Here is a 26,969-nt window from a genome sequence, read left to right as displayed (position 1 = left end):
CGCGTCAGGCCTCCCGTCCAAGCCAGCGTTTCAGTACGTCGGCGCTATCCTGTCCGACCGTCAGCGGGGCAGGGCGGCGAACGCTGCCCGGCGTCGCTGACAATTTGGGAAACACCCCCTGCATCGTGACCTCGCCGAACTCGTCGTCGGCGACCGTCACCAGCGCATCGCGCGCGGCGAAATGCGGGTCAGCCATCATGTCCTCGGCATCGAAGACGCGACCCGCGGGAACCCCCGCTTCGACCATCTTCGCTTCGAGTTCGGCGATCGTCAGCGTGCTCGTCCATTCGCCGATCAGCGCGTCGAGTTCCTCCTGTCGCACCCCGCGCGCGCGGTGCGTCGCATAACGCGCGTCGCTCGCGAGTTCGGGTTGCCCCATTGCGGTGGCGAGGCGGGCGAAGACGCCGTCCTGATTGGCGCCGATCAGATATTCGCCATCCTTGCACGGATAGACGTTCGACGGCGCGATCGCGGGCAGCGTCGACCCGGTGCGGCGGCGCTTGGTGCCGCTCGCCGAATAGTCGGACACGGTCGATTCCATCACCTGCAGCACCGCTTCATAGAGCGCCGAATCGACGATCTGGCCTTCGCCCGTCTTGCTGCGGTGGTGGAGGGCGGCGAGCGCGCCCATGCAACCGTAAGTGGCGGCGAGCGTGTCGCCGATCGAGACCCCCATGCGTGCAGGCGGCAGGTCGGGAAAGCCGACGATGCCGCGCCACCCGCCCATCGCCTCGCCGATGCCGCCGAAACCGGCGCGCGACGAATAGGGGCCGGTCTGGCCGTAACCCGACACGCGCACGACGATCAGCCCGGGGTTCGTCTTGCGCAGCTCGGCGGGGTCGAGATTCCATTTTTCGAGCGTGCCCGGACGGAAATTCTCGATCAATATGTCCGCCTTGGCGATCAGTTCGCGTGCGAGCTTCTGACCTTCTTCGCTGCGCAGATCGACCGCGACCGAATATTTGTTGCGCGCGATCACGCGCCACCAGCTCGGTTTGTCGCCCTGGCCCCAGTTGCGCATCTGGTCGCCGGTCTCCGGCGGTTCGAGCTTGACGATCTCGGCGCCCATGTCGCCGAGAAGCTGGCCGCAGAAGGGACCGGCGATGAGCTGCCCCATCTCGACGACCCTGATGCCTTCCAGCGCGCCCCCGCTGCCCGTCTCGCTCATATCGTTCCTTTCGCGGCCGACTCTGGTAAGACGACCTGCCTCGCCCATGGCCTTTGTATACTTAGAATGCTATGTAATTTTCAACCTGCTAAATGACTCGGGATAATCGGGACGCAAGATGTTGAAATATCATGCCGTGGAACTGGTCGAGGTCGGCCCGCGTGACGGGCTGCAGAACGAGGCGGCCGTGGTGTCGACCGCCGACAAGCTCGAACTGATCCGCCGCGCGATCGACTATGGCGTCCGCCGTATCGAGGTGACGAGCTTCGTCAATCCGAAGAAAGTGCCGCAGCTCGCCGACGCCGAGGAGCTGGTGGCGATGCTGCCCGACCGCGACGATGTGACCTATATCGGCCTCGTGCTCAACCGCCGCGGCGCCGAGCGCGCGCTGGCGACCGGGCGGATCGACGAACTCGGCGCGGTGTGCGTGACGAGCGACAGTTTCGGCATCCGCAATCAGGGGCAGAGTTCGGACGAATCGCTCGCCGCCGCGATGGAGATCGTCGCGCTGGCGAAAGCGGCGGGGCGCAGCGGCCAGATCACGATCGCGACCGCCTTCGGCTGCCCGTTCGAGGGCAAGGTCGCGATCGATCGCGTCGTCGAAATGGCGAAGCGCGCCGCCGATGCTTCCCCACGCGAAATAGCGCTCGCCGATACGATCGGCGTCGGCGTGCCCGCGCAGGTTTCCGAGATGGTGGGCCGCGTGCGCGAGGCGGTCGGCGACCTGCCCGTGCGCGTCCATTTCCACAACACGCGCGGCACCGGCGTCGCGAATGTCTGGGCGGCGGTGAACGAAGGCGCGGCCACGGTCGATGCGTCGCTCGGCGGGCTCGGCGGCTGTCCCTTCGCGCCCGGCGCGGCGGGCAATGTCGCGACCGAGGATGTGATCTACATGCTCGAACAGAGTGGCATCGGGACGGGCGTGACGCTGCCGCGGGTCGTCGAGGCGGCCGGGTGGCTCACCGGCGTGATGGGCCGTCCGCTCCCGGCGATGGTCAGCAAGGCGCCCGCCTTTCCCTAGAAGGTCGCGAGCAGCGCCATCATCACGCCGGCGACGACGAGCAGCAGCCCGACGATCTCGTGCCAGCGCACCGGCTCGCGCAGGTAGAAATGCGCGAAGCCGATCGTGAAGACGACCTCGACCTGTCCGACGATGCGCACCAGTGCCGCCGGCGCCGCCGCGAAGCCGATATACCAGCAGGCCGAACCGAGCGCCGACAACAGCCCGACCTGGCTCGAGTTCCGCCATGTGCGGCAAACTGCGCGCGCGGTGTCGCGGTCGCGCAGCAAAACCCACGCGAGGTGCAGGCCGGTCTGGATTGCCATGACGACAACGAGCGTGACGAGTGCCGAACCGATCAGGTCGACGCCATCGAGCTCGGCGGTCGCAAGCTTCACAGCGATCGCGGCGAGCGCGAACATCGATCCCGCGCCGAGCCCGCACAGCGCGGCGGGCTGGCCCAGTGCGCGCCATATCTCACGCCCTGAAACCCCGCGTCCGGCCAGCGCGAGCACCAGCACGCCAGCAACCCCCGCAACGATCCCGATCCACGCGAGCAGCGGCAGCCGCTCGCCGAGGAACAGCGCGGTGACGAGCGCCGCCTGCACCGCTTCGGTTTTTGAAAAGGCGGTGCCGACGACGAACCCGCGATGCCCGAACGCCATGATGAGCAGGATCGTCCCCGCCATCTGGGTGACCGCCCCGGCGACCGCGAAACCGCCGAAAGCGGTGCCGAACGCCGGGATCGCATCATGCTGGATCGTCAGCCAGATCGCGGCGAAAACGAGTGCGAAGGGCAGGCCGTACAGATAGCGAACCAACCCCGCGCCGCTGACGCTGAGCTCGGCGCGAAGCCGCTGCTGGAGCGCGGTGCGCCACGCCTGGAAGAGGCCGCCAAACAGCGAGGCGGGAAGCCAGATCGGGTTCATCCCGCCCGCTGCCCGTGCATTTGATCTTCGACTCGTATCGCACTGTGCATGCGGCCCCATGCAATAGTTTTATTACTAAGTATATGGCGTGCGCCGATCGCTGCCCCCGACCTGTTACGCCAATCAGCTAGACCCGCGGCTCGGCAAGTTGCAGGACAGGTGCGGGAGAGCAAATGACGCACATATATACCGCCGGGCCGGCGATCTGACATGGCCGAACTCGACCTGCCGCTTTCGGACGAGCAACAGATGCTGCGTGATAGCATCCAGCGCTTCCTCGCCGACAATGCGCGTCCCGGCTGGCGCGAGCTTTCGGAGTCGCTCGGGCTAGCCGGCCTCGCGCTGCCCGAAAGCGCTGGCGGTTTCGGCGGCGGTCCGATCGACATCGCCGTCGTCATGGCCGAGCTGGGGCCGGCACTCGCGGGCGCCGACTGGCTTTCGCACGTCGCGGCGACGGCGCTGCTGACGCGGGTCGTGCCCGATCATCCGGCGCTGGCTGATCTTGCGGTGGGCGGCCGCCGGATCGCCATCGTCTGCACGGCTTCGACCGCAGCGATGCCCGTCGTCGACGGCGAGCTGGCTCGCGGCAGCGCGGCACTCGTTGCCGGGGCAGCCGAAGCCGATTTGCTTCTCCTCGCGAGCGACGAGGCGTTGCTGCTCATCCCCGCCGATGGCGACAAGGTCGAACAGCGGCATCGCATCATGCACGACGGCAGCGTCTCGGCAGACCTTGCCTTCACGCTCAAGCCGGGGGACACCACTTCGCTCGCGAGCGGTGACGCCGCGCGCCTTTCGGCCGACTATGCGAACGACCTGATCCTTGCGGCGCGCTGCGCCGAAGCGGTCGGCCTGATGCAGCGAATGATTGCCGACAGCATCGATTATCTCGGCCAACGCAAGCAGTTCGGCACGCCGATCGGGCGTTTCCAGTCGCTGCGCCACCGCGCGGCCGACATGCAACTCGCGGCGATGAAGGCGGCGGCGCTGACCGAGGAAGCGATCCTCGCGGTCGATCAAGACCGCGCCGACCGCGCCCAGGCGGTCAGCGCCGCCTGCATCGAGGTCGGCGACGCGGTGCGCATCGTCGGCGAAAGCGCGGTACAGATCCACGGTGCGATGGGGCTGACCGAAGAGCTCAACCTCGGCGGCCATTTCAAGCGCGCGCTCGCGATTGCGGCGGCATTCGGCCCGCGCGCCGGTCATCTTGCGCGTTTTGCCGAGGCGGCTGCCTAACCCAGCATCGTCCTTGCGATCAGGTCGCGCTGGATCTCGTTCGATCCGGCGTAGATGGTCGCCGCGCGGTCGTTGAGGTAGCGCGGCACCGCGACCGCCAGCTCGGCGGGCGTCTGCCCGTCGGCGTCGGCCCATGCCGCGTGGCCCGCGATTTCGCACGCCAATGTGTCGATGCGCTGCGCGGTCTCGGTCCCCAGTATCTTGAGCGCCGAGGCATAGAGGGCCGCGCTGCCGCCGACGCCGCGCATCGCCTTCATCTCGAGCGCCTGCAGCGCCTTCAGCGTCACCGCCTCGCGGTCGAGCTGCGCGCGCAGCACCGGCTCGATGTCGTCGCGCGCGCGCAGCCGTTCGAGCCGTCCGATCAGCCCCGGCGCATATTTGCCGCCGCGCTCGAAAGTCAGCAGATGCTTCGCGACCGACCAGCCTTCATTCTCTTCGCCCAGCCGGTTCGCCTGCGGGACGCGGACGTCGTCGAAGAAGACCTGATTGAATTCATGGTCGCCCGCGAGCGTGCGGATCGGTTCGACCATGATCCCCGGCGTCGCCATGTCGAGCAGCAGGAAGCTGATCCCCGCCTGCGGCTTGCCTTCGTTCGACGTGCGGACAAGTGCGAACATGCGGTTGGCGAAATGCGCGTGCGTCGTCCAGATCTTCGACCCGTTCAGGATATAATCGCTGCCATCGGGCACCGCGCGCAGTTGCAGCGCGGCCAGGTCGGATCCCGCGCCGGGCTCCGAAAAGCCCTGGCACCAATAATCCTCGCCCGACAATATGCGCGGCAGATAATGCGCGCGCTGTTCGGCGCTGCCATAATGCATGATCACCGGGGCGACCATCTTGAGACCCATCGGCGCGAGGTTCGGTGCCCCGGCCTGCGCGCACTCGGCGGCGAAGATGTAACGTTCGATCTCGCTCCATCCCGGGCCGCCGAATTCGGCGGGCCAGTCGGGCGCTGCCCAGCCTTTGGCATGGAGGATGCGCTGCCACGGCAGCGAGATGTCGGGATCGATAAAGACGCTTGTCGCACGCGCCGCACCGCGGCGGATATCGTCGGGCAGATGCGCGGCGAGGAAGGTGCTCACCTCATCGCGAAAGGCGGTCAGCGCCGGGTCGTTCAGCATGTCCATGCCCCGGACTTGTAGGTCGCGGTGAGGCGGGGCCAAGCTGGCACCTGCATCAGGCGGCGCGTGCGCCGACGAAGCCGAGCCCGGCGGCGATCTGGATCGACTGCGCGCGCCCGGTCGCGCCGAGCTTTGCCGCGGCGTTGCGCAGGTGGAACCGCACCGTCGATACCGACAGTGTCAATATGATCCCGATCTCGCCGTCGGTCTTGCCCGCCGCTGCCCAGCGCAGGCACTGCACCTCGCGGCGGGTCAGCGTCTGCGGCACGGTGGCGTTACGCGGCCGGTCGCGCGCTTCATTGTGCGACGCGACGAGCTTGAGCGCGAGATTGTGCAAGTCGCCGGCGTGCTTTGCGAACAGCGCCTCGACCCCGACGGGTTCGCGCGAGCACCAGAAGACGGCGCCGACCAGCCCGCGCGGCAGATGCACCGGCGCGATGATCGCCTCGCCGAAATTGGGCGTGTTTTTCGCCTGCGAGCAGTCGACCTCGTCAAGCAGGCGCGTCGGCCGCCATGTGCCGAGATGTCCGTCGCTGTAGTAGAAGGGCTCCGCGACCAGCCGCGCCGCGGTCAGGAAAGCCAGTTGCAACGCCAGCTTGCGGTCGCGCCAATAGGCATAGTTCGGGTCGACCCATCGGAAACTCGTTTCGGCATAGGGGCGACCCGCCTCGTCGCTCATCGGTTCGGGGTCGCCGAGGTCGGCCTGCGCCGCGACGAAGGGCAGGCCGATCTTGTCGCCCGCTGCCTGCACCGCTGCAATCAGCGCGGGCATTTCCGCCCAGGATTCGCGCTGATGATCCATGCTCCGCTTTTCCCTCCGCTATCCTGACACAGGTGTCAGCTTGTTCGTCCGGCCGCAATCCTCTGTTTTGTCACGGTCCGGTTTCGCGCGACGCTCGCACAAAGACGAGCTCCGCGACAAGCCGTTTGAGGGAGGATGAGTGATGAAGGCAATGCGTATTTTCCGGGGCGCGGGTTCCGCGATGGGGCTCGCCCTGGCGGTGCCGGCGTTCGCCGCCGAGGAAGCGCCCGCCAATACGGTCGCGGCCGAAGGCGACATCATCGTCACTGCGCAGCGCCGCGCCGAATCGATGAACGACGTCGGCATGGCGATTCAGGCGGTCGACGGCGCGACGCTCGAAAACCTCCGCGTCACCGACATGCGCGACCTGACAACGGTGGCGCCGAGCTTCACCGTCTCGCAGAGCTATCAGGGCGTGCCGACCTATACGCTGCGCGGGATCGGCTTCAACACGATCAATCTCTCCTCGACCTCGACCGTCGGTACTTACGTGGACGAAGTCGCCTACGCCTATCCGATCATGAACACCGGCCCGGTCATGGACCTCGAACGCGTCGAAGTGCTCAAGGGGCCGCAGGGCACGCTCTATGGCCGCAACACGACCGCGGGCCTGATCAACTTCATCACCGCCAAACCGACCGACAGCTTCGAGGGCAGCATCAAGGCCGATCTCGGTAACTATCAGACGTATAATATCGGTGGTCACATCTCGGGCCCGCTCGGCGAGGGAATCGCGGCGCGCATCGCGTTCCGCAGCGAGAATAGCGACAAGGGCTGGCAGGTCAGCAATACGCGGGGCGAACGGCTCGGCGAGGTCGAGAAATATGGCGTGCGCGGGTCGCTCGCGATCGATCCCGCGCCGGGGACGCATTTCGATCTGTCGGTCACATATTGGCGCAACAAGTCGGACACCGTTGCCGGGCAGGGGATCGGTTTCACCCCCGCGACCAACCCGGTCAGCGGCACCAGCAACTCGCGCTTCTTCAACGCGGCGGGGCTTGCCACTTATCTGGCGAACAATTTCCCGACCAAGGCGAGCCAAGCCGACTGGGCGCCCGAAGCGTCGCGCTCGGCCGATATCGGCACCGGGCTCGGTCTCGATGGCCCGCTCGCCGAGGATAATCGTTTCTGGGGTCTCAAGCTGCGCTGGGACCAGGATATCGGTGAGACGGCGAAGCTCGTTTCGCTCACCAGCTACAACGACTTCAAGCGCAACGCGCTCTCCGACTGGAGCGGCGCGCCGTTCGAAATCCTGCTCCAGAACACCGTCGGGCGGATCAAGAGCTTTGCGCAGGAGCTGCATGTCGAGGGCGAGGCGGGCGCGGTGAACTGGCTCGTCGGCGGCTATTATGCGAACGACCGCATCATCGATTCCAACCGCACGATGCTTGGCCAGAACGCGAACGTCGGACTGATCCGCGCGGCGGGGGCGCCGCTTCTCGCCAGCCCGATCTTCAACTCGGGCGGCTATACGCCGCTCCAGCTCAGCCAAGCCTTTCGCACCTATGAGGATTTCGGGCGCATCCGCACCAAGACCTGGAGCATTTTCGGCAACGCCGATGCCGAACTGACCGACCAGCTCAAGCTCACCGTCGGGGTGCGCTATACCGAGGACAAACAGCGCTACAACGGCTGCTCGCGCGACTTCAACGGCAATATGCTGCCCAACGTCAACGTCGTGAACCGCGCGCTCTATCTGCAAACCTATGGCGTGCTCGCGCCGCAGATTTCACAAGGGCAGTGCAACACCTTCGACCCCGCGACGGGCACCTTCGGCGAGGTGCAGTCGCTGCTCAAGGAAAACAACGTCGCCTGGCGCGTCGCGCTCGACTGGTCGCCGAACGACGACACCTTGCTCTACGCCTCGGTGTCGCGCGGCTATAAATCGGGGACGACGCCGATCAACGCCGCAAACCTCGCGCGCCAGAATGCGCCGGTGAAACAGGAAAAGTTGACCGCCTACGAAGTCGGCGTGAAGGCGACGCTCGCCGACCGCGCGGTGCAGGCCAATCTCTCGGCCTTCTATTATGATTATCGCGACAAGCAGATCAGCACCTATTTTGCCGACCCGATCTACACCGCGCTCTCGCGGCTCGATAATGTGCCCGACAGCGAGGCTTATGGCGTCGAGGGCGAGTTGACGATCCGCCCGGCGACCGGCCTTACGATCGCGGCCAATGCGCTCTATCTGAAAACGCGGATCAACGACTACAACGGCACCAACGCGGCGGGACAGCCGCAGAATTTCGACGGCGCCGAATTCATCTACAGCCCCAAATTCCAGGGCAGCCTGACGCTCGCTTACGACACGCCGGTCAGCGACACGGTCAACCTGACGGGCGCGGTCAGCGCGCGTTACCAGAGCAAGTCGAACACCATCTTCGAGGATCTCGATCTCTACAAGGTCGATGCCTATGGCACGGTCAACGCGAGCCTGGCCTGAAGGACGAAAGCGGCTGGTCGGTGTCGCTGTGGGCAAAGAACCTGTTCGACAAATATTATTGGTCGGCGGTCGCCAGCAACGCCAACGTCGTGGTGCGTTTCGCCAACCAGCCGCGAACCTATGGCCTGACTTTGGGTTACGACTTTTAGCATATAGACCTATTTTCGTCATCCCGGCACAGGCCGGGATCTCGACCTTGCATCAGGACGCGACGTTGAGATCCCGGCCTGCGCCGGGATGACGGGATGCATAGAAATGGTCGCATTCTACCGGAGGCAATGAATGGCGCGACTGCCGATGCAGGATGAGTATCTCGGGACGGCGATCGATTTCGCCGCGCCCCTTGGCGAGCCCGCGCTGCTCGCGCCCGACAGCGTCCAGTGGCGTATCTACAAGAACCCGATCGCGCTCGGCATCGGCGGGATCGCTGCGGTGCTGCTCGAATTCGCCGAGCCGCGTATCCGATCGGGGGTGTGGGACCATTCGACCTACAAGGCCGACCCGATCGGCCGCTCGCGCCGCACCGGGCTCGTCGCGATGCTCGCCTGCTATGGCCCCGCGAGCAGCGCGAAAGCCGTCATCGGGCAGGTGAACCGGATGCATGGCAAGGTGAAGGGCGAGACGCCCGGCGGCACGAAATATCGCGCGCTCGATCCGGTATTGCTCGATTGGGTCGCCGCAACCGCTTCTTATGGCTTCCTGATGGCCTATGACCGTTTCGTTCATCGGATCAGCGATGCCGACAAGGACCGCTTCATGGCCGATGGCGATGCGATCGGGCGCGAGTTCGGGGCGCGGCATACGCCACCCACTGTCGATGCCTTCATGGCAATGATGGACGAACTCGAACCGTGCTTCGAACCGCATCCGATCATCCTCGAATTTCTCGATATTATCCAGTCGGGCCGCGCCGCGCCGGGCGTGCCGCGTTTCCTGCATCGCGCGATCGCGCGCGCGTCTGTGTCGCTGCTTCCGGGGCATATCCGGCGCAAGCTCGAACTCGGCCCGCGCTATGATCTGACGCGGTTCGACCGCACCGCGCTGCGCATCGCCGGCCGGCTGGCCGACCGTCACGTCGATCGCACCGCGCCGCATTGTCAGGCGAGCGCCCGCCTCGGCCTGCCGCATGATTTCCTGTTCAAATCACCCGCCGAGCAGCGGCGCTTGCTCGCCGCCTAGCTGCAGCGATTAAAGCCCGCACCGCGTACCGCGCGCCCCGGCGTCGCGCCGCTATGCTCGCCGTTCCGGAGCACGCCAACGCCGTTGACGAAAACGTCGCGCATCCCCACCGAATATTGATGCGGTTTCTCGAAGGTCGAGCGGTCGCCGATCGTCGCCGGGTCGAACACCACGACATCGGCGTAATAGCCGGGCTTCAGCGCCCCGCGATCCTTGATGCCCAAATTGGTCGCGGGCAGGGTGGTGAGGCGATACACCGCCTGTTCGAGCGGGATCAGCTTTTCGTCGCGGACGTAGCGCCCGAGCAGCCGCGCGAAATTGCCATAGGTACGCGGATGCGCTCCCGATTTCAGGAAGACGCCCTCGGTCGCCTGCGATGCCGCGTCGGAGCCGAAGCTCATCCATGGCAGCTGGATCTGCCTCCGCACATTGTCCTCGGACATCAGGAAATAGACGGTGCCGACGCGCGAGCCGTCCTCGACGACGAGGTCCATCGCGACCTCCTCGGGGCTTTTGCCGCGCATCGCCGCAACCTCGGCGAGAGTCTTTCCGGTCAGCGGTTTCAGCGCGTCATTCTTGAACCCCGACAGGATCATCTTGTCGGCGCCCGCGCCGAAATAGAGATTTTCCCAGTCGCTGCCCGGCTGCTTCATCTCGGCGGCGACGCGCGCGCGGATCGCGGGGTCTTTCAGCCGCTTGATCCACTCCTCGAGCCCGCCTGCCTGCACCCACGTCGGCATCGCGGCATCGAGCCCGGTGGCGCCCGCGGTATAGGTGTACATGTCGGTTGTGATCTTCAGCCCTTCGGCGCGCGCGTCCTCGATCTTCTTCACGATTGTATCGAGCTTGCCCCAATTGCTGCGCCCCGCCATCTTGAGGTGATAGATTTCGGCCGGCGCGCCCGAGCGGCGCGAGATGTCGATCAGCTCGTCGACGGCTTCCTCGATCCGGTCGCCTTCGGAGCGCATGTGGCTGATATACATGCCGCCGCATTTCGCCGCTTCGCTCGTCAGCGCAACAAGTTCGTCGGTCTCGGCATAGGATCCCGGCGCATAGATGATCGAGCTGCCGACCCCCATCGCGCCTTCGTTCATCGCCTGCTTCACCAGCGCGCGCATTCGCGCCAGCTGCTCGGGATTGGGGTCGACATCGCCTTCGCCCAGTTCGTGGACGCGCACCGTGGCGGCGCCGATGAAGCTCGCGACATTGGTCGAAACGCCGCGCTTTTCGAGCCAGGACAGATAGTCGCCGAGGCTCGTCCACTCGATCGGAAATTTGATGTCGCCCTGGCGTTCGGTCTCCAGCGCCTTCATCTTGGCGTTCACCGGCCCCATCGACCAGCCTTCGCCCATTACCTCCAGCGTGACGCCCTGCCTTATGTCGCTTTGGCTCTTGGGGTCGGCGATCAGCGACTCGGTCGCCCAGCTCAGCATGTTGATGAAGCCCGGCGCGACCGCCATGCCCTTGGCCGCAACCTCGGTCTTCGCGGTGCCGTCGACCTTGCCCACCGCGACGATACGGTCGTCCTTGATCGCGACGTCGCCGACGACCGGCGCTTTGCCCGACCCGTCGTAGATCGTCCCGCCGCGGATGATGAGGTCGTAGGCGGGCGCCTGTGCGGCCACCGATGCGGATACCAGCATCGAACTGCAAAGCAGCATGAAGGAAGGTGCGAAGCGCCGGTGGGATGCCATCAGTTTCTCCGTGATCTGGGGTGTCAGCCGTGCAGGCTCATCAGGCTGTCCATCAGCCCGTCGTCGGCGCTTGAGCAGACGCCGAGAACCAGCGCCTCCTCATATCCCTCAGCGACGACATAGGCGTGGCCCATCGACGAATCGAGATAGATGCCCTGACCGGTCTTCAGCGCGACGGGGTCATAGAATTCGGTGTGAATCTCGACCTCGCCCTCAAGGACGAAGATGAATTCCTCGCCCTGATGGCGGACGAGATCGCCGAATTCGCGTGCACTGTGCGCGCGGATTCGCGTGATGATCGGGATCATCCGCTTTTGCCGCAGGTCGGTGCACAGATAGTGATAGTCGTAATTGTCGGTGGTGACGCGCACCGCCTGGTCGATCGTGCCGATGCTGCGGCGGCCGGTGACGCGCGGGGCCGTATCTTCGTCATCCTCGGCGAACAGGTCCGACATGCGGATGTTGAGTCGCTGGCTGAGCTGCTGGAGCTTGTCATAGCTCAGCGTCAGCCGGTCGTGCTCGACCTTCGACAGCGTCGAGACGGGGATGCCCGATTTCGCGCTCATTTCCTTGAGCGTCCAGCCGTTTCGCGAGCGAATGCTCTTCATCACCGTGCCGAGCGTTGGCGGGGCTCCGCGATCAGCCATTAATTTTTCCATTCCATATTTGACAATTTTCCAATCAGGATCATTATGTCCCTATCGGGCCAATAGATGTTGGTCCCTTGGTAAGGGGTCGCGCGGCTTGCTGCAAGATGTGACAGGCCGCGACAATGAAAAGGGGAAAGCGATGCGTTTCATCCGAAAGGCGATGATCGGGCTGGCGGCTTTTGCCGCGCTGCCGCTGGCGGCGCAGGGACCTGTGCCCGCGCCCACCGTGAAGAAAGTCGAAACTGCCGCCGTTCCAGCTGCAAGAACCGCCACGGCGCCGGTCACGCTCGACGCCAAGGATCTTGAGGCCTGGCTCGACGGCTATCTGCCCTATGCGCTCGAACGCGCGCGCATCCCGGGCGCGGTCGTCGTTGTCGTGCGCGGCAATCAGGTTGTGCTCCAAAAGGGCTATGGCTTCTCCGACGTCGCCAAGCGCGCGCCGGTTCTTCCCGAGACCACGCTGTTCCGGCCGGGATCGGTGTCGAAGCTCTTCACCTGGACCGCGGTGATGCAGCAGGTCGAGGCGGGCAAGATCGACCTCGACAAGGACGTCAACGCCTATCTCGATTTCAAGATTCCGCCCTATGAGGGCAAGCCGGTCACGATGCGCAACATCATGACGCACACCGCGGGTTTCCAGGAATCGATCCGCCATCTGATCAGCAGCGATCCCAAAGCGGTGATGACGCTGAAGAAGCAGATGCCGCTCGCGCTGCCCGACCGCGTCTTCGCGCCGGGTACGACGCCCGCTTACTCGAACTATGCGACCGCGCTCGCGGGCTATATCGTCGAGCGGGTGAGCGGCGAGGATTTCGACGATTATGTCGACAATCATATCTTCAAGCCGCTCGGCATGGCGCATTCGACCTTCCGCCAGCCGCTGCCCGCCCATCTCGCGCCGCATATGGCAAAGGGCTATCCCGACGTCACGCAAAAGGCGAAGCCGTTCGAGATCGTGGTCCCGGCACCCGCGGGCAGCCTGTCGGCGAGCGGCGCCGATATGGGCAAGTTCATGATCGCGCATCTGAACGACGGTGCGGGCCTACTGAAGCCCGAAACCGCGAAGCAGATGCATGATTTCAAGGCGCCCGGTGTCGGCCCGCTCAACAGCATGGCGCTCGGCTTCTACGAACAATGGGTCAACGGCCACCGCGCGATCGCGCATGGCGGCGATACCGTCTGGTTCCATAGCTATCTGTGGCTGTTCCCCGACGCCGACATCGGCGTCTATATCTCGATGAACAGCGCGGGAACGCAGGGCGATGCGGGCGCGATCCGCAGCGCGCTGTTCCACAAATTCGCCGATCGCTACCTGCCCGGCAGCGAGAAGCCCGGTACCGTCGACGCCAAAACCGCCAAAGAACATGCGCAAATGATGGTCGGCCATTATGTCAGCAGCCGCGGCAGCTTCACCAATTTTGCCAGCCTGTTCGGCCTGCTCGGCCAGTTGACGATCTCGCTGACCGAGGACGGCAAGATCACGCTGCCGGCGCTCGACGGCCTTGGTGCCGGCGCACGCGACTGGGTCGAGGTCGAGCCCTTCGTATGGCGCGACACCGGCACCGGCGAGCGTGTTGCCGCCGAGGTCAAGGACGGCCGCGTCGTGCGCTGGAGCGTCGATGGCGGTTCGCCCTTCATGGTGTTCGAACCCGCCCCGGCGAGCGTCAATGCCGCGTGGCTCAACCCGGCGCTGATCTTCGCTTTCGGCATCATCCTGCTCGCCGCGCTGGCGTGGCCGGTGCGGGCGCTGGTACGCCGCAGCTTCAAGGCGGACTTCGCGCTCGAGGGCAAGGCGCGGCGCGCCTACCGCCTGTCGCGGATCTTCGCCTGGCTCGCGCTCGGCGCGCTCGCCGGCTGGATCGGGCTGATCGCGGCCTTCTCGGCCGATATCGGCAGCCTCGGCGGCCCGCTCGACTGGCTGATCCACCTGCTGCGCATCCTGACGCCGCTCGCCGCCTTCGGGCTGCTCGCGACGGCGGGTTGGCACCTGTGGCTCGGCATCAAGGACAAGCGCCGCTGGACGATGAAACTCGGCGCGGTACTGCTGATCCTCGCCGCGCTGGTCCTCGTCTGGGTGACGCTCGTCTTCCATCTCTATGGCTTCGGGATGGTCTATTGATGGCGACGCAGCGCATGCGGGAATTGACGCTCGACCTTCGGGTCGAGCGTTTTCCCTACCATCAGCCGTTTCGCATTTCGGGGCATGTCTTCACCGAAACCGCGCTGCTCGTCGCCGAGCTTTCGGACGGGACGCACGTCGGGCGCGGCGAGGGCGCCGGGGTCTACTATCTCGGCGACGATATCGACCATATGCTGGCAGAGGCGACGCGCGTGCGCGGGTCGATCGAAGACGGCGCAACGCGTGACGATCTGCAACAGCTCCTTCCCCCGGGCGGTGCGCGTAACGCGCTCGACTGCGCCTTCTGGGACCTGGAGGCCAAACAGACGGGGCTCCCGGTATGGGAACTCGCCGGCCTAAGCCCGCCCCAGGCGCTGCGCTCGACGCTGACGCTCGGGGCCGATCGTGCGGAGACGATGGCGAAAGCCGCGCTCGCGATCGATCCGGATGCCCCGATCAAGGTCAAGCTGACCGGCGATCTTGCCGACGATATCGCGCGCGTCGTCGCGATCCGCACCGCGCGGCCGCACGCGTGGATCGGGGTCGATGCCAATCAGGGTTATGATATCGCGACGCTCGCCGAATTGCTGCCCGTGCTGGTGTCGGCGCGCGTGGCGCAGCTCGAACAGCCGCTGAAGCGCGGGCGCGAGGCCGATCTCGACGGATTGAAGCGCCCCTTGCCGTTCGTCGCCGACGAAAGCGCGCTGTCGCTCGCCGATACCGCGTCGCTCGTCGGCCGCTTCGACGTGGTGAATATCAAGCTCGATAAATGCGGCGGGCTGACCGAGGGGCTGGCGATCGCGCGGCAGGCGAAGAAGCTCGGCCTCGACGTCATGGTCGGCAATATGATGGGCACCAGCCTGTCGATGGCGCCATCCTATCTCGTCGGTCAGCTTTGCGACATCGTCGACCTCGACGGGCCGACCTTCCTTGCGCGCGATCGCGATCCGGGCGTCAGCTATCGCGACGGCATGATCCATTGCCCGGCGGAAATTTGGGGATAATGACAAATTTATGTCCTAAACCGGTTGACAATTTTCCGATTAGGACAATAGTATAAATTGAAACTATAAAAGAGGGAGGTTGGGATGACGGCGTCGTTCCAGATTACGCGCCGCGCGGCACTCGCGGGCGTGGTGGGTGTCGCTGTGTCGGCGCCGATGATCAACAAGGGCGCCTATGCCTTTGCCGCAGCGCCGGGGAAGAGCTACTCGCGCCGCGCGGTCGATCTGGTCGCCTCGTCGCTCGTCATCGACATGCTCGCGCCGCTCAAGATCACGCTCGACGAGAATTATGTCGCGCACCGGCTGACCGACGCCGAAGCGGCCGAGTTCCGGGCATCGGGGATCACCGGCTTTCACAACGCTTACGGCCTCGGCGGTCCTGACGCGAAGGCGCAGGCGCTCGAATTCCTCGCCGGCTGGCAGGGTTTTGCCGGGCGCAACAGCCATGTCTTCACGCTGGTCGACACGGTCGCCGATCTCGACCGCGCCAAGGCCGACAAGAAATGCGCGGTCATCATGGGTATCCAGAATGCCGAACATTTCGAGCGGGTCGCCGATGTCGCGCTGTTCCGCCGGCTTGGCCTGCGCTGCGCGCAGCTGACCTATAACAGCCAGAATCGCATCGGATCGGGCAGCACCGAGCGCGTCGACGGCGGCGTCAGCGATTATGGCGCCGCGATCATCGCCGAGATGGAAAAGCAGCACATGCTGGTCGATGTCTCGCACTGCGGCGACAAGACGACATTGGACGCCATCGAGATCGCCAAGGGACCGATCGCGATCACGCACAGCAACGCCCGCGCCCTGGTCGACCACCCGCGCGTCAAGACCGACGCGGCGATCAAGGCGCTCGCGGCGAAGGGGGGCGTGATGGGGATCACCGGTGTTCGCATGTTCGTTCGCACGAGCGATCCGACCAATGTCGGGCATATGGCCGACCATATCGATCATGTCGCGAAGCTCGTCGGGGTCGACCATGTCGGCATCGGCTCGGACGCCGATCTGCACGGCTATGACGATATGAAGCCCGACGAATATGCCGCGCTCAAAGGCAGTTACAAGGGCAGCTACGCCTTCCGCGACAAGATCGACATCGACGGCTTCGACCATCCGCTCAAGACCTTCGATCTCACCGAAGAACTCATTCGACGGGGCTATTCCAACGAAAACATCCGGGCCGTGCTCGGTGGCAATTTCCGCCGCCTGCTGGCCCAAGTCTGGGGGTAAGACGATGAAACAGGGACTCTTTATTGCAGCAAGCATCGCCGCGGTCGTCGCCGCTATGCCGGCGCAGGCGCAGGACGCTGCCGCCGTCGAGGCGAGCGGCGAAATCGTCGTGACCGCACAGAAGCGCACGCAGAATGTACAGGATGTGCCGATCTCGATCGCCGTCGTCAGCGGCGAGGCGCTGCAGGAACAGGGCTCGGCCTCGCTCGTCGATTATGCGGGCTATGTTCCGGGCATGAACGTCAGCAATGGCGGCACGCCGGGGCAGACGACGATCACGCTGCGCGGCGTCGCGCCGCTCAATTCGGCGCAGACGGTCGGCATCTATCTCGACGACGCGCCGGTGGGGTCGAGCGCGATCTATAATCGCGCCGGGCAGTTCACGATCGACCTGATGCCCTATGACCTCGAACGGATCGAGGTGCTCAAAGGACCGCAGGGCACGCTATATGGCGCAAGTTCGATCGGCGGCCTCGTCAAATATGTGACCGTCCAGCCCGACACGCGCGAGTTCAAGGTCCGCGCGGGCGTCGAAGGCTTCACGATCAAGGATGCGGGCAGCCTTGGCTGGGGCGGGCAGGTATATGTCAACGCGCCGATCGCAACCGACACGCTCGCGATTTCGGGCAGCTTTGCGTGGCGCAAGACGCCGGGCTGGGTCGACAGCGTCAACAATGCGGGGATCAAGGACCAGAACGACTATGAACAGCGCGGCGGCCGCGCCGCGCTGCTGTGGACCCCGACCCCCGAACTAAGCGTCAAGCTTGCCGGTATCTGGCAGTCGCTCGATTCCGACGGCAACGGCATTTACGCCGCCGATCTCACGGGCAAGCGGCTCGGCAACGGCCACTCGTACAATAATTATGTGCCCGAATCCTACGACATCGATCTCGACTATTATTCGGCGACGATCGACTATGATTTCGGCGCCGCGACGCTGACCTCGGCAACGACGTACAGCAAGACGCAAAGCGCGCAGGTGCAGGACGCAAGCTATGCATTCGGCGTGCTCTTCCCATTGCTCACCAATGGCGCGATTCCGCCGGGCATCACGCCTTTCTCGCTCGACCTCGGACTCAAGAAATGGACGCAGGAAGTGCGGCTCGCCTCGCCGAGCGGCGGGCGTTTCGAATGGCTGATCGGCGGCTTCTTTACCGACGAGGAGACGAGCAACGCGCAGCTCGTCCGCTCGTTCGACATGGCCGGAAACCCGATCGTGCCGCTCGATCCGCTGGCGATCGTCGGACTGCCCGCGACCTACAAGGAATATGCGGTCTTCGCCAACGCCACCTTCAAATTGACCGAGCAGTTCGAGGTCACGGGCGGCCTCCGCTGGGCGCGCAACGAACAGACTTTCACCCAGATCAGTTCGGGTGCGATCGTCCCGACCGCCAATGATCCGGGCGAGTCCGCCGAAAGCGTCTGGACCTTCTCGGTCAGCCCGCAATTCCACATCAACGAGGATGCGATGCTCTATGCCCGCGTCGCGACGGGTTATCGTCCCGGCGGCCCGAACGTCATCGTCCCCAACGTACCGCCGAGCGTCGATGCCGATCGCATGACCAACTATGAGGTCGGCTTGAAGGCCGATTTCGCCGACCGGATGCTCACCGTCGACGCCGCCTTCTTCTGGATGGACTGGACCGATATCCAGGTCACGCGCGCGTTCGGCGGCGTGTCGGGCGGCGCGAACGGCGGCAAGGCGACGAGCAAGGGTTTCGAAGGCAGCCTGGCGCTGCGCCCCGCGCCCGGCCTGACGATCAGCGCGACGGGAAGCTATACCGACGCGACGCTCAGCGAGGATGTGCCCGACATCAGCGGTGCCAAGGGCGACCGGCTGCCCGCGGTGCCGAAGTTCAGCGGCGCGCTGCGCGCCGATTATGAATTCGAACTCGGCGGCGGCAACAAGGGCAGCTTCGGCGCCGGCATTCGCCACGCGGGCAACCGCCTGTCGCTGGTCGAGAGCGATCCGCTTGTCGCGCGCGCCAAAGCCTATACGTCGGTCGACCTCAACGCCTCGGTGACCCTGGGCGATCACTGGACAGTGCGCGCCTATGCGCGCAACCTGTTCGACAACAAGGGTGAGATGGCGCGTTCGACGCTCGCCGACGGGCTCAACCGGCCGAGCTTCCTTGCGATCTCGCCGCTACAGCCGCGGACGATCGGCGTTGCGCTCGACATGGCCTTCTGAGCGAATTGGAGTTGGACACGATGAACGCGCCTATCGGCAGGCTGGAGGGCAGCCTGACCCTGCCGCAGCCCTATCTGCTGTTCCTCGGCGACACGACCAATGCGGCCTATGCCAAGACTGCTTTCGGGCTGGCCGACTGGGCGGGCGATCGCTGCACGGGCGAATGGGCGATCGACGGGTGCACCGTTTCGACCGGCCTGCCGCGCCTGTCGCCCGCCGACGCGCGGGCAGCGGGCGCGCGCTCGCTGGTGATCGGCGTCGCCAATCAGGGCGGCATCATCGGCGCGGCATGGGTCGCGGTGCTCGTCGAGGCGATGGAGGCAGGACTCGATATCATCAACGGGCTCCACACCAAGCTGACGAGCGTTCCCGTGCTTGTCGAGGCGGCTGCGCGCACGGGGCAGCGGCTGATCGACATCCGCACGCCGCCGCCCGCAATCCCCGTCGGGACGGGACGAAAGCGGACCGGCAAGCGGCTGCTGACCGTCGGCACCGACTGCGCGCTCGGCAAGAAATATACCGCGCTCGCGCTGCACCGCGCTTTTGTGACGCGCGGCCTCGATGCCGATTTTCGCGCGACCGGCCAGACGGGCATCATGATCGCGGGCGGCGGCATGCCGATGGATGCCGTGATCTCGGACTTCGAGGCGGGGGCGGCCGAAATGCTCAGCCCCGACGCGCCCGCGGACCATTGGGACGTGATCGAGGGGCAGGGGTCGATCTTCAACCCCGCTTACGCCCCGGTGTCGCTCGGCCTGCTCCACGGCAGTCAGCCCGACGTGTTCGTCGTCTGTCACGACCCGACGCGCAAGGTGATCCTCGGCATGGAAAGCTTTGCCTTGCCCTCGGTCGAGGAGGTCATCGACATGACGATCCGCCTCGGCAGCCGGACCAATCCCGCGATCCGCTGCGGCGGCGTGAGCTTCAACACGTCGAGCTATGACGCGGACGCGGCCGAAGCGCTGATGGCGGCCGAACGGCATCGGCTGGGACTTCCGGTCGCCGATCCGATCCGCGGCGGCGCGGCGTTCGACGCGCTCGTCGAAAGCATTCTCGCGTGAGTGTGGGCGAGACGGGCAGCGGGTCGAGCTGGTTCCAGCGCTACCTGCTGCCCGGATTTGCGCTGAAGGCCGTCATCATCGGCGGCGGTTATGCGACGGGGCGCGAGCTGGCGGAATATTTCGTGCCCTCGGGGCCATGGGGCGGGCTGTCCGCAATGCTGCTCGCGACGCTGATCTGGAGCGTCGTCGCGGCGCTGACCTTCGCGCTCGCGCTCAAACTCGGCGCCTATGATTATCGCAGCTTTTTCAAGGGGCTTCTCGGCCCCGCATGGGTCGCGTTCGAGGTCGCCTACATCATCTTCGTCGTCCTGATCCTCGCGGTGTTCGGCGCTGCTGCGGGCGCGATCGGCGCCGCGACCTTCGGCTGGCCCGAACTCGCGGGTGTGGTGTTGCTCGCGGTATCGATCGTGGGGGTCACCGCGTGGGGCACCGGCGCGGTCGAGCAGATGTTCAAATATGTCTCGATCCTGCTCTACGCGGTCTACGGGCTGTTCCTGATCCTCGCGCTCGCCAGCTTTGGCGGGCTGATCGGACAGGGCTTCGCGAACGCCCCGCCGCCGTCGGGCAACTGGATGGCGGGCGGGCTCACCTATGCCAGCTATAATATCGTCGGCGCGGTGGTGATCCTGCCGGTGCTGCGCCACCTCCGGAACCAGCGCGATGCCGTCGTCGCCGGGCTGATCGCGGGGCCGCTGTCGATGCTTCCCGCGATCCTCTTCTTCGTCGCGATGATGGCCTTCTATCCCGCGATCGGCGACGAGACCTTGCCGTCGGACTTCCTGCTCCGCCAGATGACGGTGCCGGGGTTCCATGTCCTGTTTCAGGTGATGATCTTCGCCGCATTGCTCGAAAGCGGTGCTGGGTCGGTCCATGCGATCAACGAGCGTATCTCGGGCGCGGTCGAAAGTCGCGGCCGGCCGCCGCTCACCCCCGCCGCGCGCGCGGTCATCGGCGCGGTGATCCTCACCGGCTGCATGTTCGTCGCGGGCGAGATCGGCCTCGTCGACCTGATTGCGAGCGGATACCGCTTCCTCGCCTGGCTGTTCCTGGCGGTGTTTGTCCTGCCGCTTATCACCATCGGGACGTGGCGCCTGCTGCGTCCGTCCACCGCTCCCCATATGGAGGCTTTGCCATGAAACGCCTGCTTGCCCTGTCGCTGATGCTGTCGGTCGCCGTGCCCGCATGGGCCGAACCGCCCGCCGATATCGGCGAAAGCGTCGAGGTGCTGCGCAAGAAGGTCGGCGCCGCGGGCGTCTCGATCGCGATTGTCGAGGACGGCAAGACCACCCTCTCGCGCGGCTGGGGCGTGCGCAAGATCGGCGAACGCGCGCCGGTCGATGGACAGACGATCTTTCAGACCGGATCGACCGGCAAGGCGATGACCGCCGCCGCGCTCGCGATCCTCGTCGACGAGGGCAAGATTGCGTGGGACGATCCCGTGATCAAGCATATGCCGTGGTTCCGCATGTATGACGCGTGGGTCACGCGCGAAATCACGATCCGCGACCTGCTCGTCCACCGCAGCGGGCTCGGGCTCGGGCAGGGCGACCTGATGTTCGTGCCGCGCACGCACCTCACGCGCAAGCAGACCGTCGAGCGCGTCGCTTATCTCAAGCCGCAGACGAGTTTCCGTTCGGCCTATGCCTACGACAATATCCTCTACGCGGTCGCCGGCCAGCTGATCGAGGAAGTCACCGGGCAGACATGGGAGGATTTCATCCGCGCGCGCGTGCTGCGTGCGGGCGGGATGAAGAATGCGACGAGCGACAGCGAAGACCGCTTCCGCATTCCGAACCGGTCATGGCCGCACGCGCGGCTGTCGGGCGCGCTGCGCGGGCTCGGCCCGCAGGCGGCGCTCAACGAGCGCGACGAGCTCGGCCGCAACGGTGCGCCCGCGGGCGGGCTCGCGCTCAGCGCCGACGATATGGCGGCGTGGCTCAAGATCCAGCTCGCGCATGGCGCGCTGCCGAACGGCAAACGCCTGTTCAGCGAAAAGCAGGCGGCCGAAATGTGGGCGCCGGTGACCCCGATGCCGATCAGTCCGCTTCCCGAGCAGCTCAAGCCCGCGCAGCCGACGCAGCAGGCCTATGCCCTCGGCTGGCAGGTTCAGGATTATCGCGGTCACCGCATCATCCAGCATGGCGGCGGGGTCTTCGGTTCGATCACGCGTGTCGTGATGATCCCCGACAAAAATGTCGGCTTCGCGATCATGATGAACAGCGAGGACAGCGGCATGCTGCTCGGCCTCACCTATGATTTGCTCGACCATTATCTCGATCAGCCCGACTATGGCTGGACCCAGAAATGGGAGGATTGGTATCAGTCGCGGCTCGCGGGCGGGGTCGAGTTTCTGAAACAGTCCAAGGCGTCGCCCGCGAAGTCGGGCCCGTCGCTTGCGCTTGCGGGCTATGCCGGCCGCTACCGCGATCCCTGGTATGGCGATATCGTGATCGGGCAGGCATCGACCGGCCTGACGATCGACTTTACCTCGACGCCGCGGATGGCGGGGCGGCTCAAGCATTGGCAATATGACAGCTTCGTCACCGATTTCGACGATCCGGCGATCGAGCCCGCCTATGTTACCTTCGCGCTCGATGCCGAGGGCAAGATCACCGGCGTGACGATGAAGGCGGTGAGCAAGATCGCCGACTTCAGCTGGGACTATCACGATCTCGACCTGAAGCCCGTGGAGGACAAAAAGTGAAGCGTTTCGCCATTCTGCTGACCGCAACCGCGCTCACCGCCTGTTCGCCGGGCGGCGACAAGCCGAAGGCACCCGAAGCGCCATTGCACAGCCGCATGCTCGTGCTCGACACCCACCTCGACACGCCGCTCCATTTCGAGCGCGCGGGCTGGAGCTTCGCCGACCGTCACGCGCTCGCCGAAGACATGGCGCAGCTCGACATTCCGCGGATGAAAGACGGCAATCTCGATGGCGGCTTCTTCGCCATCTACACCGATCAGGGGCCGCTGACGGCGAAGGGCTATGCCGATGCGCTCGCGTTTGCGCGGAAGCGGTCGGACCTGATCGATCGCACCATTGCGAAATATCCTGATGCGATCGCGCCCGCGCTGACGGCGGCCGATGCGCTGCGGCTGAACAAGGAAGGCAAGCTGATCGCCTTCAAGTCGATGGAGAACAGCTATCCGCTGGGTGAAGACCTGTCCTTGCTGGAGGAATTCTACAACAAGGGCCTTCGTCTCGCGGGGCCGGTGCATTCGAAAGACAATCAGTTCGCCGACAGCGCCACGGGCGAGGGGCGCTGGAAGGGGCTGAGCCCGCTCGGCAAGCAGTGGGTTGCCGAGATGAACCGTCTCGGCATCGTCATCGACGCAAGCCATTCGTCGGATGCGGCGTTCGACCAGATATTGGCGCTGTCGAAATATCCGATCCTGCTCTCGCACTCGAGCCTGCGTTCGGCCTTTGACCACCCGCGCAATCTCGACGAGGGACGATTGAAGGCGCTCGCCGCGAAGGGCGGCGCGATGTGCATTTCGACGATCTTCATGTCGGAAATGAACATGTCGCCGGCGCGCGCCGAACTGTTCGGCAAATATGAGCGGATCGGCCAGATCACCCCCGCCGAGCAGGTCGATCTCAACCGCCAATGGCGCGAACTCGACAAGACCGAGAAGCTCTGGGCGGCCGATTTCGATGCCTATATGAAGATGGTGCTGCGCGCGATCGAGGTCGGCGGCGTCGACCATATCTGCTTCGGCGCCGACTGGGACGGCGGCGGCGGGCTGCCGGGAATCGAGGATATTTCGGCGCTGCCCAAGGTCACCGAGCGGCTGAAGGCCGCGGGCTATTCGGACGCCGATATCGAGAAGATGTGGAGCGGCAATATCTTGCGTGTGCTTGCAGCGCAGGGGAAGCCGGCAGCAAACTAGGCGCGGAAGCTTTTGGGATCGATCCCGAGCTTCTGCATCTTGTCGTAGAGCGTCTTTCGCGGGAGCCCGAGCCGCGCCATCGTTTCGGCGATATTGCCGCGTGTCTGCGCCATCGTGTCATGGATGATCGTCGCTTCGAACCGGCGCACCCGCTCGGCGAGCGGCGCGTCGGCGGGCATCGCCGACAGGCCGGGGTCGGATGGCAGGTCGAGCACGACGCTGTAAGCGAAATTCTTGAGCTCGCGGACATTGCCCGGCCAGTCATGCTCGACAAGGTGGCGGCGGATGCCGTCGTCGATCCGGAACCCCGCCATCCCCATCTTCGCCGCGGCTTCGTCGAGGAAGAAGGCGAAGGTTTGCGGAATGTCCGAGCGGCGTTCGCGCAGCGGCGGGATACGCAGCTTCACGACGTGCAGCCGGTAATAGAGATCCTCGCGGAAATCGCCGCTGCGCACGGCGTCCATCAGATCGGTCTTGGTCGCCGCGACGACGCGCAGGTCGACGGGTTCGGGCGCGCTGGCGCCGATCGGCTGCACCTCGCGCTCTTCGATCACGCGCAGCAGCTTCGCCTGCACCGACGGATGCATCGTGTCGATCTCGTCGAGGAATAATGTGCCGCGGTGCGCGCTACGAATGCGCCCCGCCTGACCGAGCTTTCCCGTCGCACGGTCGGTCAGATCGCTGCCGAACAATTCGGCCTCGGCCAGCTCCTGCGGCAGCGCCGCGCAGTTCACCGCAACCAATGATGCCGGGCTCCGCCGGCTCTGGCGGTGGAGCATATGCGCGACCAGTTCCTTGCCCGTCCCCGTCTCGCCTTCGATCAGCACATCGATATCGGCTTGCGCGAGCTGCGTAATCGTCTCGCGGAGCCGGACCATCGCCGGGCTTTCCCCGATCAGCGGGCTGTCGATCGCCGCCGCCGCCGCGGTCAGCCGCCGGTTGTCGAGGATCAGCGCGCGGTGCGCGAGCGCGCGGCGCGCGATGCCGACGAGGTGATCGGCGGCGAAGGGCTTGGCGAGGAAGTCGAAGGCGCCGTCGTGGAGCGCGCGCACCGCCATCGCGACATCGGCGTGGCCGGTGATCAGGATGACGGGGATGTCGGGATCGATCGCGTGGATCGCGGCGCGCAGTTCGAGCCCGTCCATCCCGGGCATGCGAATGTCGGTCACGACGATCCCCGAGAAGCCCGTTTCGATACGCGGCAATACGCTCTGCGCATCGGGAAATGCCTCGACCGCCAGTCCTGCGAGGTCGAGCGTCTGGACATTCGCCTCGCGCAGCGCGGCATCGTCGTCGACGAAGAAGATCGTCTGCTCGCCGGTGAAGAAGCTCATGCCGGCCTCAAGGTCAGGCGAAACCCTGCGCCGCCAAGCGGCGAGGGGATCAGGGTCAGCGTGCCGCCAAATTCAGCCATGATATCGCTCGCGATCGCGAGCCCCAGCCCGAGCCCGTCGGGGCGCCCGGTGACGAAGGGGGTGAAGAGCTGCGGCAACAGCTCGGCGGGAACACCGGGGCCGTTGTCGCAGACGTCGATATGGACCGGGTCGCTGCCGTGCGTGCGGAGCGCGATGCGCGCATCTTTCACGCCTTGCACCGCCTCGACCGCATTTTGCAGCAGGTTGACCAGCACCTGTTCGAGCCGGACGCGGTCGGCGTGGACCGCCGCCGCGGGATTTTCGATGGCGACGTCGAGTGCAATGCCTTGCGCGCGCAGCCGGTCGCCGATCAGGAGCAGCGTGCCGTCGATCGCCGATCGCACCGGGACGGGGCCGAGCGGAGTGGGTTTGCGGCGGGCAAAATTGCGCAGCTCGTTGGTGATCGCGCCGACGCGCGCGGTCAGTTCGACGATCGTGTCGAGGTTACCGCGCGCCTTGTCGGGCTGCGCGCGTTCCAGATAGCGCAGGCTGTTTTCGGCAAAGGTGCGGATCGCCGCGATCGGCTGGTTGATCTCGTGCGCGACGCCTGCGGTGATCTGGCCGATCGACCCGAGGCGGCTCGCCTGCGCCAGTTCCTCGCGTGCGGCGCGATAGCGGCGATCGGTTTCGGTCTGCCGGTCGGATGCAAGGCGCAATTCGTCGTTCGCGGTGCGCAGGTCGCGCGTGCGCGCGGCGACTTCGCGTTCGAGCGCCTCGTGCGCGGCCTGCCGCAGCGTCTGCCGCTCGACGACGCGGAGCAGCGTGATGATCGCCGCGCCGACAAGGATCAGCAGGACGAGGAACGCGACGCGCGCAGTGGCATTGGCGCTGGCGCGGGCGGGCTCGGCGGGCTGGAGCAGGCGGAGCGTGCCGCCGGGGAAAGAGACGCGCTCGTTGGCTTCGCGGAACAGGTCTCCCCCGACGCGGATGCCGTCCCCGGTGCGGCTGACCGGCAAGGGATCGAGCCGCGCATCGCCATAGCTGCGCGTCGCGCGAAGCCGCTGCTGCGTCTCGGCCGAAATGGGGGCGAAGGAGCGGAAGCGCCAGGCCGGTTCGCTGCTCATCACGACGATCCCGGCGGCGTCGGTGACGAGCGTCGCCGCGGCTGAGTCCGCCCAGCGGCTTTCGAGCTTGTCGAACTCGACCTTGAGCACGATCACGCCAAGCTGGCGCCCGCCAACATCGACGCGGCGCGCGAGGTAGAGGCCGGGGCGACCGCTGACCGTGCCCAGCGCGAACAGCTCGGCCTCTCCGCTCCGCATCGCGCCCTGGAAATAGGGACGAAAGCGGTAATTTTCGCCGACGAAGCTCGTCGGCGCGCGCCAGTTGCTCGCCGCGATCGTCGTCCCACCCGCATCGATGACATAGATCACCGTGGCGTCGGTCCGCGCCGCGAGCTGTTCGAGTTCGCGGTCGAGCCGGCGCGAAGCGGCATCGCTCTTGTCGGCGAGCGCGGCGCGGACGTCGGGGAATTCGGTGAGCACGCGCGGCAGCAGGCGGAATTTCTGCAGCTCGCTTTCGAGCAGGCTGGCGTGCGCGCGCGCATTCTGCCGCGCCTCGACGTCGGCCTGTGCACCGGCGCGGCCCGCGGCCCATTGCGCGAGGCCGAACGCCGCGACGAGCAGGATAGCCAGCCCCGCCGCCACCGCGACGAACAGGCGCCGGCGGTTGCCGTGGGGGCCGATTGGGGACGAATCGCTATGCAGGGGCATGTGCGGATTATTGCACAAATGTTCGGGATCGTATGCGGTATTTCGCACAAACTTGAAGTTATGTGGAGCGCTGTGCCCATCATATTCAAATAATAACAATAGGTTGATTGGATATCCTGCGGCGTTTGAC

21 protein-coding genes are annotated in these 26,969 nt (G+C 65.6%); 13 read left to right on the top strand and 8 right to left on the bottom strand.

What is annotated here, in order from left to right; translation table 11 throughout:
- Nucleotides 1-4: 4 nt before the first annotated feature.
- On the bottom strand, nt 5-1,168 hold the full coding sequence (locus ACTJI5_RS16520) for a CaiB/BaiF CoA transferase family protein (RefSeq protein ID WP_440861077.1): 1,164 nt from the start codon (nt 1,166-1,168) through the stop codon (nt 5-7).
- Between the two features lie 118 nt (nt 1,169-1,286).
- On the opposite strand from ACTJI5_RS16520, the gene ACTJI5_RS16515 reads away from it, so the two are divergent.
- Nucleotides 1,287-2,189: a hydroxymethylglutaryl-CoA lyase gene (locus ACTJI5_RS16515; protein WP_310252780.1), complete on the top strand. Its 903-nt coding sequence runs from the start codon at nt 1,287-1,289 to the stop codon at nt 2,187-2,189.
- On the opposite strand, the gene ACTJI5_RS16510 is transcribed toward ACTJI5_RS16515, so the two are convergent.
- The gene (locus tag ACTJI5_RS16510) at nt 2,186-3,097 is read right to left on the bottom strand and encodes a DMT family transporter (protein WP_310252782.1); all 912 of its coding nucleotides are present in this window, start codon (nt 3,095-3,097) and stop codon (nt 2,186-2,188) included. The genes ACTJI5_RS16515 and ACTJI5_RS16510 overlap by 4 nt on opposite strands.
- Nucleotides 3,098-3,307: 210 nt before the next feature.
- On the opposite strand from ACTJI5_RS16510, the gene ACTJI5_RS16505 reads away from it, so the two are divergent.
- The gene (locus tag ACTJI5_RS16505) at nt 3,308-4,330 is read left to right on the top strand and encodes an acyl-CoA dehydrogenase family protein (protein WP_440861076.1); all 1,023 of its coding nucleotides are present in this window, start codon (nt 3,308-3,310) and stop codon (nt 4,328-4,330) included.
- Here the strand turns inward: ACTJI5_RS16505 and ACTJI5_RS16500 are convergent.
- Together ACTJI5_RS16500 and ACTJI5_RS16495 are read right to left on the bottom strand one after the other, a co-directional pair.
- Entirely contained in the window at nt 4,327-5,451 is a 1,125-nt protein-coding gene (locus ACTJI5_RS16500) for an acyl-CoA dehydrogenase family protein (RefSeq protein WP_440861075.1), read from the bottom strand. The two genes, ACTJI5_RS16505 and ACTJI5_RS16500, sit on opposite strands and share 4 nt — an antisense overlap.
- Nucleotides 5,452-5,506: 55 nt before the next feature.
- On the bottom strand, nt 5,507-6,253 hold the full coding sequence (locus ACTJI5_RS16495; protein ID WP_440861074.1) for a helix-turn-helix transcriptional regulator: 747 nt from the start codon (nt 6,251-6,253) through the stop codon (nt 5,507-5,509).
- 142 nt (nt 6,254-6,395) lie between these two features.
- Here ACTJI5_RS16495 and ACTJI5_RS16490 point away from each other — a divergent pair, with 142 nt between their 5' ends.
- The 3 genes from ACTJI5_RS16490 to ACTJI5_RS16480 all read left to right on the top strand — a co-directional run bounded on the left by ACTJI5_RS16490 (nt 6,396) and on the right by ACTJI5_RS16480 (nt 9,875).
- On the top strand, nt 6,396-8,696 hold the full coding sequence (locus ACTJI5_RS16490; protein ID WP_440861073.1) for a TonB-dependent receptor: 2,301 nt from the start codon (nt 6,396-6,398) through the stop codon (nt 8,694-8,696).
- A 20-nt stretch (nt 8,697-8,716) separates the two neighbouring features.
- Complete coding sequence (locus tag ACTJI5_RS16485) at nt 8,717-8,845, top strand: hypothetical protein (RefSeq protein ID WP_440861072.1); 129 nt, start codon at nt 8,717-8,719, stop codon at nt 8,843-8,845.
- A 133-nt stretch (nt 8,846-8,978) separates the two neighbouring features.
- Nucleotides 8,979-9,875 (top strand): oxygenase MpaB family protein, encoded by an 897-nt coding sequence (locus ACTJI5_RS16480; RefSeq protein ID WP_440861071.1) that lies wholly within the window; start codon nt 8,979-8,981, stop codon nt 9,873-9,875.
- On the opposite strand, the gene ACTJI5_RS16475 is transcribed toward ACTJI5_RS16480, so the two are convergent.
- On the bottom strand, nt 9,872-11,569 hold the full coding sequence (locus ACTJI5_RS16475; protein ID WP_440861070.1) for an N-acyl-D-amino-acid deacylase family protein: 1,698 nt from the start codon (nt 11,567-11,569) through the stop codon (nt 9,872-9,874). The genes ACTJI5_RS16480 and ACTJI5_RS16475 overlap by 4 nt on opposite strands.
- A 23-nt stretch (nt 11,570-11,592) precedes the next feature.
- Nucleotides 11,593-12,216, bottom strand: coding sequence for a helix-turn-helix domain-containing protein (locus tag ACTJI5_RS16470; RefSeq protein WP_058539452.1), 624 nt, complete (start codon nt 12,214-12,216; stop codon nt 11,593-11,595).
- 142 nt (nt 12,217-12,358) lie between these two features.
- Here ACTJI5_RS16470 and ACTJI5_RS16465 point away from each other — a divergent pair, with 142 nt between their 5' ends.
- The 8 genes from ACTJI5_RS16465 to ACTJI5_RS16430 all read left to right on the top strand — a co-directional run bounded on the left by ACTJI5_RS16465 (nt 12,359) and on the right by ACTJI5_RS16430 (nt 23,712).
- The gene (locus ACTJI5_RS16465; protein ID WP_440861069.1) at nt 12,359-14,338 is read left to right on the top strand and encodes a serine hydrolase domain-containing protein; all 1,980 of its coding nucleotides are present in this window, start codon (nt 12,359-12,361) and stop codon (nt 14,336-14,338) included.
- A 14-nt stretch (nt 14,339-14,352) separates the two neighbouring features.
- The gene (locus ACTJI5_RS16460; protein ID WP_440861068.1) at nt 14,353-15,342 is read left to right on the top strand and encodes a dipeptide epimerase; all 990 of its coding nucleotides are present in this window, start codon (nt 14,353-14,355) and stop codon (nt 15,340-15,342) included.
- 84 nt (nt 15,343-15,426) lie between these two features.
- On the top strand, nt 15,427-16,569 hold the full coding sequence (locus tag ACTJI5_RS16455) for a dipeptidase (RefSeq protein ID WP_440861067.1): 1,143 nt from the start codon (nt 15,427-15,429) through the stop codon (nt 16,567-16,569).
- A 4-nt stretch (nt 16,570-16,573) separates the two neighbouring features.
- Complete coding sequence (locus tag ACTJI5_RS16450) at nt 16,574-18,760, top strand: TonB-dependent receptor (protein WP_440861066.1); 2,187 nt, start codon at nt 16,574-16,576, stop codon at nt 18,758-18,760.
- Between the two features lie 20 nt (nt 18,761-18,780).
- The gene (locus tag ACTJI5_RS16445) at nt 18,781-19,821 is read left to right on the top strand and encodes a DUF1611 domain-containing protein (protein ID WP_440861065.1); all 1,041 of its coding nucleotides are present in this window, start codon (nt 18,781-18,783) and stop codon (nt 19,819-19,821) included.
- Nucleotides 19,818-20,957 carry a YkvI family membrane protein gene (locus ACTJI5_RS16440; protein WP_440861064.1) on the top strand — a complete coding sequence of 380 codons (1,140 nt, stop codon included), beginning with the start codon at nt 19,818-19,820 and terminating at the stop codon, nt 20,955-20,957. The genes ACTJI5_RS16445 and ACTJI5_RS16440 overlap by 4 nt, the downstream gene beginning before the upstream one ends.
- Nucleotides 20,954-22,525, top strand: a complete 1,572-nt coding sequence (locus tag ACTJI5_RS16435; protein WP_440861063.1) for a serine hydrolase — start codon at nt 20,954-20,956, stop codon at nt 22,523-22,525. Before ACTJI5_RS16440 ends, ACTJI5_RS16435 begins: the two co-directional genes overlap by 4 nt.
- Nucleotides 22,522-23,712, top strand: coding sequence for a dipeptidase (locus ACTJI5_RS16430; RefSeq protein WP_440861062.1), 1,191 nt, complete (start codon nt 22,522-22,524; stop codon nt 23,710-23,712). The genes ACTJI5_RS16435 and ACTJI5_RS16430 overlap by 4 nt, the downstream gene beginning before the upstream one ends.
- Here the strand turns inward: ACTJI5_RS16430 and ACTJI5_RS16425 are convergent.
- Both ACTJI5_RS16425 and ACTJI5_RS16420 read right to left on the bottom strand, forming a co-directional pair.
- Nucleotides 23,709-25,046, bottom strand: a complete 1,338-nt coding sequence (locus tag ACTJI5_RS16425; RefSeq protein ID WP_440861061.1) for a sigma-54-dependent transcriptional regulator — start codon at nt 25,044-25,046, stop codon at nt 23,709-23,711. The genes ACTJI5_RS16430 and ACTJI5_RS16425 overlap by 4 nt on opposite strands.
- Entirely contained in the window at nt 25,043-26,839 is a 1,797-nt protein-coding gene (locus ACTJI5_RS16420; protein WP_440861060.1) for a sensor histidine kinase, read from the bottom strand. Before ACTJI5_RS16420 ends, ACTJI5_RS16425 begins: the two co-directional genes overlap by 4 nt.
- Between the last annotated feature and the right edge of the window lie 130 nt (nt 26,840-26,969).

This window comes from Sphingopyxis sp. 22461 (assembly GCF_052044915.1).
GTDB lineage: Bacteria > Pseudomonadota > Alphaproteobacteria > Sphingomonadales > Sphingomonadaceae > Sphingopyxis.
This window is presented reverse-complemented; position numbering and strand designations above follow the sequence as displayed.

Coding starts and splice junctions, on each gene's coding strand:
- ACTJI5_RS16455 (WP_440861067.1), top strand. CDS start 15,427: ATGACGGCGTCGTTCCAGATTACGCGCCGCGCGGCACTCGCGGGCGTG.
- ACTJI5_RS16500 (WP_440861075.1), bottom strand. CDS start 5,451: ATGCTGAACGACCCGGCGCTGACCGCCTTTCGCGATGAGGTGAGCACC.
- ACTJI5_RS16520 (WP_440861077.1), bottom strand. CDS start 1,168: ATGAGCGAGACGGGCAGCGGGGGCGCGCTGGAAGGCATCAGGGTCGTC.
- ACTJI5_RS16505 (WP_440861076.1), top strand. CDS start 3,308: ATGGCCGAACTCGACCTGCCGCTTTCGGACGAGCAACAGATGCTGCGT.
- ACTJI5_RS16435 (WP_440861063.1), top strand. CDS start 20,954: ATGAAACGCCTGCTTGCCCTGTCGCTGATGCTGTCGGTCGCCGTGCCC.
- ACTJI5_RS16425 (WP_440861061.1), bottom strand. CDS start 25,046: ATGAGCTTCTTCACCGGCGAGCAGACGATCTTCTTCGTCGACGACGAT.
- ACTJI5_RS16510 (WP_310252782.1), bottom strand. CDS start 3,097: ATGAACCCGATCTGGCTTCCCGCCTCGCTGTTTGGCGGCCTCTTCCAG.
- ACTJI5_RS16480 (WP_440861071.1), top strand. CDS start 8,979: ATGGCGCGACTGCCGATGCAGGATGAGTATCTCGGGACGGCGATCGAT.
- ACTJI5_RS16445 (WP_440861065.1), top strand. CDS start 18,781: ATGAACGCGCCTATCGGCAGGCTGGAGGGCAGCCTGACCCTGCCGCAG.
- ACTJI5_RS16420 (WP_440861060.1), bottom strand. CDS start 26,839: ATGCCCCTGCATAGCGATTCGTCCCCAATCGGCCCCCACGGCAACCGC.
- ACTJI5_RS16490 (WP_440861073.1), top strand. CDS start 6,396: ATGAAGGCAATGCGTATTTTCCGGGGCGCGGGTTCCGCGATGGGGCTC.
- ACTJI5_RS16470 (WP_058539452.1), bottom strand. CDS start 12,216: ATGGCTGATCGCGGAGCCCCGCCAACGCTCGGCACGGTGATGAAGAGC.
- ACTJI5_RS16475 (WP_440861070.1), bottom strand. CDS start 11,569: ATGGCATCCCACCGGCGCTTCGCACCTTCCTTCATGCTGCTTTGCAGT.
- ACTJI5_RS16460 (WP_440861068.1), top strand. CDS start 14,353: ATGCGGGAATTGACGCTCGACCTTCGGGTCGAGCGTTTTCCCTACCAT.
- ACTJI5_RS16515 (WP_310252780.1), top strand. CDS start 1,287: ATGTTGAAATATCATGCCGTGGAACTGGTCGAGGTCGGCCCGCGTGAC.
- ACTJI5_RS16495 (WP_440861074.1), bottom strand. CDS start 6,253: ATGGATCATCAGCGCGAATCCTGGGCGGAAATGCCCGCGCTGATTGCA.
- ACTJI5_RS16450 (WP_440861066.1), top strand. CDS start 16,574: ATGAAACAGGGACTCTTTATTGCAGCAAGCATCGCCGCGGTCGTCGCC.
- ACTJI5_RS16465 (WP_440861069.1), top strand. CDS start 12,359: ATGCGTTTCATCCGAAAGGCGATGATCGGGCTGGCGGCTTTTGCCGCG.